At 50.4% G+C, this 6,532-nt stretch carries 7 protein-coding genes; 2 read left to right on the top strand and 5 right to left on the bottom strand.

Translation table 11 applies throughout. From position 1 onward, the window contains the following. Positions 1–49: 49 nt before the first annotated feature. Genes recF through dnaA form a run of 4 tightly spaced genes read right to left on the bottom strand, consistent with a single transcriptional unit; the run spans position 50 to position 3,914 of the window. On the bottom strand, positions 50–1,105 hold the full coding sequence (recF, locus tag AC2VLY_RS06470) for a DNA replication/repair protein RecF (RefSeq protein WP_193650258.1): 1,056 nt from the start codon (positions 1,103–1,105) through the stop codon (positions 50–52). A 24-nt stretch (positions 1,106–1,129) separates the two neighbouring features. Further along, positions 1,130–2,227, bottom strand: a complete 1,098-nt coding sequence (gene dnaN / locus AC2VLY_RS06465; RefSeq protein WP_486892428.1) for a DNA polymerase III subunit beta — start codon at positions 2,225–2,227, stop codon at positions 1,130–1,132. After that, the gene (locus AC2VLY_RS06460) at positions 2,227–2,484 is read right to left on the bottom strand and encodes a hypothetical protein (RefSeq protein WP_486892427.1); all 258 of its coding nucleotides are present in this window, start codon (positions 2,482–2,484) and stop codon (positions 2,227–2,229) included. The genes dnaN and AC2VLY_RS06460 overlap by 1 nt, the downstream gene beginning before the upstream one ends. After that, a complete protein-coding gene (dnaA, locus tag AC2VLY_RS06455; protein ID WP_486892426.1) occupies positions 2,481–3,914 on the bottom strand; it encodes a chromosomal replication initiator protein DnaA in 1,434 nt (477 codons plus the stop codon). Before dnaA ends, AC2VLY_RS06460 begins: the two co-directional genes overlap by 4 nt. A 293-nt stretch (positions 3,915–4,207) precedes the next feature. Here dnaA and AC2VLY_RS06450 point away from each other — a divergent pair, with 293 nt between their 5' ends. Beyond that, a complete protein-coding gene (locus AC2VLY_RS06450; protein WP_486892425.1) occupies positions 4,208–4,993 on the top strand; it encodes an SDR family oxidoreductase in 786 nt (261 codons plus the stop codon). Positions 4,994–5,281: 288 nt separating this feature from the next. On the opposite strand, the gene AC2VLY_RS06445 is transcribed toward AC2VLY_RS06450, so the two are convergent. Further along, positions 5,282–6,016 carry a hypothetical protein gene (locus AC2VLY_RS06445; protein WP_486921960.1) on the bottom strand — a complete coding sequence of 245 codons (735 nt, stop codon included), beginning with the start codon at positions 6,014–6,016 and terminating at the stop codon, positions 5,282–5,284. Between the two features lie 86 nt (positions 6,017–6,102). On the opposite strand from AC2VLY_RS06445, the gene thiD reads away from it, so the two are divergent. Beyond that, positions 6,103–6,532, top strand: a 430-nt coding sequence (gene thiD, locus AC2VLY_RS06440; protein WP_486921959.1) for a bifunctional hydroxymethylpyrimidine kinase/phosphomethylpyrimidine kinase, incomplete at its 3' end; no start/stop codon positions are given.

Below are 6,532 nucleotides of genomic sequence, written 5' to 3'. Positions count from 1 at the left end.
GCTTCCAGCCCTTTCAACACCTGGATACTGGAAGAATCGTACTTTTGCGTCATATTACTATTTCCTTTTCAAGCTGGCCCTGGGCCAGATAAAAATGACTGCCCTGAACACCTGCCGGTATTTGTCCGGCTGCAGTCACCGCAGCAAAAACCTGTATATTCAGCACATTCAGTTGTTCAACCCACCAGTTTCTGGCGGATTCATCCAGTTCGGCCGCAAAATCATCAATCAATAGGGTCGGCAAAGCAAAACCGGCTTCCCTGAGCAGAAGCAGTTGCGCAATGCGATAGGCAAGGCCCAATACGCGCAACTGCCCACGGGAAAGAATATCCAGGGCCATTTTCTGGCGAACCCGAAAAACCAGATTGGCCCGGTGTGGTCCACTGTGGGTATATCCCATTTCCCGATCCTGTCCCAGATCGCGCTGCAGACTTTCCTGCAAGGCCAATCCTTCTTTCCAGCCACTCTGCAGATGCAAACCCAATATCTCTGCAGCGCCAGACCAACTGGTCCAGAGTTTCTGCAGAAAAGGCTCTATGCGTGTCAGATAATCCTGACGGCGTTGCTGAATACCTTCTCCGGCCAGAGCCAATGCCGAATCCCAGGGACTTTTGCCTTGGGGTTTTTTCAGCCAGGCATTACGCTGTGCCAGGGCGCGACGATATTCCCGAAAAACAGTGCCGTAGTATGGATCCACATAATAAATTCCCCAATCCATGATCCGTCGCCGATCATCTGCCGTGCCGGCAACAAAATGACTGTTATCATCATGTAGACTTTGCAGAGGCAGGATATCCAGCAATTCCCAGGCTGAATGGACAGACTCCCCATCATAACGTATTTCCCGCTCTTCGCCACGTCTGCGCATTGCCAGGAAATGATCAGACATCCGTGCACTGAGCAGGTATTCCGCATCGCCTTCGCGCAGAACGTGGCGCGGTCCATGCCGCCAGGTTTGGCCGGTACCCAGAATGTGAAGGGCTTCGAGGACCGTACTTTTTCCTGCACCATTGGCACCTATCAACCAGTTCCACCGGGCATGGGTGGAGAGTTGTAAATTCTGAATACAACGCAACGACTGAATTTGCAGAGTCTCCAGGGTCATCAGGCAGGTTTTTTCAGGACTGGATCAGAGCCGCACCGGCATCAAAATATAAACCGGGTTATCTGAGTCCAGCGGTGTGAAAACGGCTGCACTGTTGCCGTCCTTGATGCGCATGCGAATATTTTCCTGAGAAAAAATCTGGATACTATCGGTGAGATAGCGGCTGTTGAAGGCAATGTTCATTTCATCATTTTGATATTCTACAGAAAGTTCGATTTCTCCTTCTTCCTGTTCTTCGTTACGACTGCTCAAGGTCATCAGATTTTTGCCCAGATGGACCTGGGTGGTGGGATTACGGTCGCTGACCAGTACTTCACTTTGTTGCAGGGCGCTTTTGAAGCTTTGGCGATCAAGTATTGCGAAAAAAGGATGTCCTTGCGGAATAACCCGCCGATAATCAGGGTACTTGGCATCGATCAGTTTACAGGCAAATTGCTGATAACCATCATCCAGTACAAAACTGGTATCAGAAAGAGAGAGATGAATATTACCACCGTTGACAATACGCAGTAATTCCATGACGGCTTTGCGGGGAAGAATGCACTGGAAACTTTCTTCTTCCAGACTATTGGCAAATGGCAGGGTCATCATGGAAAGGCGATGACCATCGGTGGCTACCAGGCGCATTTCCTGACCTTGTACTTCGAGAAGCACCCCGTTCAGAAAGATGCGGGCGTCATTTTGCGCCATGGTGTTGGCGGTTACGGCCAGGGCTTCCCGCAATAAAGCGGCTTCGCAATCACCCTGGCAGCGACTGCTGTGAATACTGAGATAGGGAAACTGTTCAGCGGGCAGTACGTGCAGGGTAAAGCGACTTTTAGCGGCTTTCAGTAACAGTTTTTCGCCATCCTTGTGAAACTCCAGAGGGGTGTGTTCGGGTAATGCCCGGCAAATATCATAAAGTTTACGGGCAGGAACCGCGCAAGTTCCGGGAGTATCTACGGGATGATCCTTGTCTACACTGAGCTGCACTTCCTGATCCGTGGCGATGAAGCGGCAATGTTGTCCGGCAGCTTCGATCAGCACATGGGCAAGAATGGGTTGAATGGGTCTGCGATCGGCAATATTCGCCATATTCGCCAAAATGGGCAGTATGTCTTCACGATCCATGGTGAGTTTCATCAGGAAATGCTCCTTATGGTATTAATTAAATAAATTATATTCTTCTTTTTAACTACTATTATTATTAAGGCCCTGAAGGCCTGTGGGAAACCGATATAAGCCCTTGTTAGGAATATTTTTATTGCACTAGACATCGCGCCGGTAAGCTGTGGATAAGCAGGTATGATCGGGGATAAAAATGAGCGGTAGTTTTCATACATGCTCAGCACCGTACTTTTCCATGGGCTTTTCCACAGCTTGTTCCCTAATCCGGTCATGCGCCCAGTATCCGTAGCAAATTGTTATAATCTTCATTGATTTGAGAGTCTTCCTGACGAAGTTTTTCAATTTGTCGGCAGGCATGCAGTACGGTGGTGTGATCGCGACCACCAAAGGCCTCACCGATTTCCGGCAGGCTGTGATTGGTGAGTTCCTTGGTGAGCGACATGGCGACTTGGCGGGGGCGGGCAATATTACGACTCCGCCGCTTGGACTGCATGTCAGAGCCACGTATATGAAAATATTCGGCAACGACTTTCTGGATGTTTTCCAGGCTGACCATGCGTTTCTGGACGTCAATGAGATCCCGCAAGGCTTCCCTGGCAGTATCCAGATTGTACGGCTTATGGGTAAAGTTGACGTGGGCGACGACCCGCCTTAACGCGCCTTCCAGTTCACGAACATGGGAGCGGATTTTTTCGGCAATGAAAAAAGCTACTTCTTCGGGCAGTGCTATGCCAATTTCTTCAGCCTTGCAAAGAACAATCGCCATACGGGTTTCCAGATCATGCGGCTGAATGGCGACGGTGAGTCCCCAACCGAAACGCGACTGGAGTCTTTCTTCCAGATGTTCGACTTCCTTGGGGTAACGATCACAGGTAATGATGATTTGTCGGCCACCGTCAAACAGCGCGTTGAAAGTATGGAAAAACTCTTCCTGGGTGCGATCCTTGCCAGCAAAAAACTGAATATCATCAATAAGTAGGGCATCGAGCTTGCGATAACGCTGCTTGAAATCGTTGATGGTGTTATGTTGCAGAGAACGCACCATGTCCATGATGAAACCCTCGGCGCTGACATAAAGCACTTTGGCGTCTGCGTTACGCTGGAGGATGGCATTGCCAACGGCTTGCATGAGATGGGTTTTACCCAGGCCGACTCCCCCATATATGTACAGGGGATTGTAGGATTTACCCGGATGCTCGGAAACCTGTCGCGCTGCTGCTACGGCGAGCTGGTTGGACTTGCCCTCAACGTAGGATTGAAAGGAAAAGCCGGGATTGAGGCGATTGCCGTTACGCGGGTCTGTACTGACCGGGCTGGGCGCAGCGCTGCTTTGGGGCTCCGGTGCAGGAGCCGCCGCTGTCGTATCCAGATTGAAGCGGAGTAGCATCCCCGGAGCCAGCTCGGCGAGAACGGCCTCCAGCAAATCCATCAGCCGTTCCCTGACCCACTGCATGACAAAAGGGTTGGGGGCAAACAGATGAAATTCGTTACCATGCAGCTCGCCACGCAAAGGGCGAAGCCAGGTATTGAACTGCTGAGGTGTTGTCTGTTCCTGCAGCTGTATGCAGAGCGCTTCCCAGAGGGCATCTCCGTTGTGCAGCGCGGATAAGTTTGAATCACGGCTCATACGTAACCTGGTCGAGTGCTGGGCGGTAAAATCGTGATGTTTGGACACGACAATCAGTTGCTGCAGTATAGCCAAGTGACACGATCTGCGCCAGTATATAATCTGGCCAGCCGGGATTTTTTAAGTGAACGTTGTTAAATTTTTTTATTTATCCCTGTAAATCTCAATATAAATAGTTTACCATCATGTTTTTAAAAATTTTATTTATTTATTTTATTTTATAAATTTTACAAAAAAATAATTAATTAACAGTAATAAAAATAATTTTTTATGATATTTTATATAATAATTTATGACCTGTTTTGGAAGTGGAACAGGTCAATTCATTAACTGTGGTATCTTGCTGATCTTACAAAGGAAGAATTTTTATGGCGAAGGGATCTGTCGTAATTACCGGAGCGGGCAGCGGGATCGGACAGGCCTTGGCGCTGGCTTATGCGCAACCGGACCGGCCGTTGTTACTCCTGGGGCGCAGTCTGCAGAACCTCGAAGCTACGGCGACTCTGGCGCGGTCGCGAGGGGCTGTTGTGCGGGTGCTGAAAGTTGATGTGGGTGATGTGACAACGCTGGATCTGGCCGCGCTAAATTTTTCGGATGAATTTGGTGAAATCAAGGTGTTGATTGCCAATGCAGGAATCAGTCATGGGACTCTGGCCAGGGAGCGGGATGATCGTCCGGTTTTTGCCGAAATCATCACCACCAATTTGCTCGGGATGGATAACACCTGTACGGCCTTCCTGCCCTATATGGCGCAGGGTGGGCGCATTGCCGGAATTGCCAGTGTCGCCGGGTTTCGCGGCCTGCCTGGAGCGGCTGCCTATTGTGCATCCAAGGCGGGGGTGATTGCCTATCTGGAAAGTCTGCGACTGGAATTGAGGGTTCAGGGTATCCGCGTCTGTTGTATCGCTCCAGGTTACATTGCCACCCCGATGACGGCCGCTAATCACTATCCCATGCCCTGGCTGATGGCTCCGGAGAAGGCGGCGCAGAGAATGCGCAGGGCCATCGACCGTGGTCAGGCCTGGCTGGTTGTGCCCTGGCAGATGGGGATAGTGGGAATGATTTTGCGGCATTTACCCATTGCTCTTTATGATCGGCTGTTTGCCCGGGTTGCAGGGAAGGCTCGGAAAACCGGCTCTGCGCAAGGCGTTTGAGTTCTGTTCAGGCACCCTGAAACCGCAGTGGAATGAATAAGTTTTCCACAAAGTGTTTATAAGGAGGTTATGGCACTTTGTTCTTAACATGCTTTCGGTATGTTTTTTAATTTATTGGTTTTTAAAGATAAATAAAGTTACAAAATAGGCAAAACCTGTTTCAGTAATGGAACAAAGCTTAAAATTCTGGGTTCTGCGGTATATATCCACAAAGTTATCCACAGAAAATACAGCACAGCCTGTCAGCCCCCATGCGGGGGCTGACATTTCTGGGGGGAGGCAATTTGATCAGGCAGCTTGAAGTCGCGGTTTCACAAACCACATCTGGATCAGGCTCAGGAGCATTTCCAGCAAGGCAACTGGACAGGACAGTGCTCCACCAATCAGAACCAGCCAGACGAAAGCCGGATTCTGATGGGTCAGGAACCAGCCACTGAAATCCACAAGCATGGCAATAAAAGGCAGGATGATCAGAGGGTATTTGATGCTGTTGGGGAAGCGCGATTTGCTGAATATCCAGCCAGCCACCCAAAAAATGACGCCGAGCATGGTCAGGTGAATCATACCGTTCAGCAGCATGGTACTGAGGCTCATCCCCGTATCGACCCTGGCCACGGTTTTGACATCACCGTAAGTAACCAAAGGCGGGTTATGGAGGACCTTGGTCATGGCAACACTGTGACACTTCAAACAGTTTCCGGCGATCAAGGGTTTGATGGCCGAATTGTAATCTGCCTCGGTTTCGCCCGAAGCAATCCAGTGATTGACGGCGGCAACCATTTTCGGTTTATCGGCTGCCGACATCCCTGCGTAACCCATCATGCGCGGCAGGACAGTTTGCAGCGTGCTGGAACTGCGATTGCCATAATAATGTTCGGCAACAGCATGTACGGTAAGGCCATTATTGCCACCTACTGTAACGTATACATAGGCTTCTGCGACCAAAAGGCCCAATCCCACCAGGAAAATAAATCCCGTATGGACCAGTTTTTCTGCTAGACTCAACTCCGGCAATTGCCGCATGTGGTTTTCCTCCATGAATGATGTCGTTAGGATAGGATTTGCGTGGCAAGTGAAAGCAATTTTCCTGCCGGATTTGAGGTTTGTCCATGCACAATATATTAATGCCCGAACGCGCTGAAATACCTCCCGTTGTGCTCAGTATTGCCGGTTCCGACCCCAGTGCTGGCGCAGGCATACAGGCTGATCTGTTAACTTGTGCCCGTCTTGGCGTCCACGCCTGTACCGCCATTACCGCACTGACCATTCAGGACTCAGTCAATGTTGAGTGCTTTAGTCTGGTGGACCCGGCGGAATGCCTGCAGCAGGCTCAGGTCATACTGGATGATATTCCGGTTCGGGTGATCAAGATCGGGATGTTGGGCTCCGCTGAGATGGTCAGAGCCTTGGCTGAACTCCTGGATGCTTACCCGCAGATTCCTGTGGTGCTGGACCCGGTCATGACGGCTGGTGGGGGTACTTCTTTGGCGGGCATGGGATTGCGGGAGGCCATATGCACCGAACTTTTACCCAGGGTGA

The sequence above is a fragment of the Acidithiobacillus sp. TH-A36 genome (assembly GCF_057473445.1).
This window is presented reverse-complemented; position numbering and strand designations above follow the sequence as displayed.

Excerpts from the sequence above, each read along its gene's own strand:
- recF (WP_193650258.1), bottom strand. The coding sequence starts at position 1,105 with ATGACCCTGGAGACTCTGCAAATTCAGTCGTTGCGTTGTATTCAGAAT.
- dnaN (WP_486892428.1), bottom strand. The coding sequence starts at position 2,227 with ATGAAACTCACCATGGATCGTGAAGACATACTGCCCATTTTGGCGAAT.
- AC2VLY_RS06460 (WP_486892427.1), bottom strand. The coding sequence starts at position 2,484 with ATGACCGGATTAGGGAACAAGCTGTGGAAAAGCCCATGGAAAAGTACG.
- AC2VLY_RS06450 (WP_486892425.1), top strand. The coding sequence starts at position 4,208 with ATGGCGAAGGGATCTGTCGTAATTACCGGAGCGGGCAGCGGGATCGGA.
- AC2VLY_RS06445 (WP_486921960.1), bottom strand. The coding sequence starts at position 6,016 with ATGCGGCAATTGCCGGAGTTGAGTCTAGCAGAAAAACTGGTCCATACG.